1 protein-coding gene is annotated in these 627 nt (G+C 68.1%); it reads left to right on the forward strand.

The window, feature by feature from the left end:
- Positions 1-627: bifunctional diguanylate cyclase/phosphodiesterase (locus MOV75_RS41010; protein ID WP_247008555.1), on the forward strand; the 627-nt coding region annotated here is incomplete at both ends.

The raw sequence follows: 627 nt of genomic DNA on the forward strand, positions 1-627 counted from the left end.
AGAATGTCGGCGAGCACGACACCGTCGCACGACTCGGCGGCGACGAGTTTGCCGTGCTCCAGCGCGGACCGCAGCCGCAATCGGCCGAGAAGCTCGCCCGGCGCCTGGTCGAAATCATCGGCCACTCGCCACCGCTGGGGAGCCAGTCGATCCATGTCGGCGTCTCCGTCGGCATCGCGATCGCGCCCGACCACGGGCTCGATGCCGACGAGCTGATGAAATGCGCCGACCTCGCACTGTACCAGGCCAAGGCCAAGGGGCGGGGCGCCTATCAGCTGTTCGAACCCGAGATGGAGGAAGAGGCGCGCAGCCGGCACGCGCTGGAGCACGATCTGCGCGGTGCGCTGGAGGCGCGCGAATTCCATCTGGTGTTCCAGCCGCAGATGCGGCTCGATTCGTCCGAGCTCACCGGGTTCGAGGCGCTGCTACGCTGGAAACATCCCTCCCGCGGCTTCGTCTCGCCGGCTGAGTTCATTCCCATCGCGGAAGAGAACGGGCTGATCGTTCCGATCGGCGAATGGGTGCTGCGCAGCGCCTGTGCGACCGCCGCGTCCTGGCCCGATGTCACCGTCGCGGTGAACCTGTCGCCGGTGCAATTCCGCGCGCGCGGGCTGGTGGCGATGGTCG

This window comes from Bradyrhizobium sp. PRIMUS42 (genome assembly GCF_023006515.1).
Classification (GTDB): Bacteria; Pseudomonadota; Alphaproteobacteria; order Rhizobiales; family Xanthobacteraceae; genus Bradyrhizobium.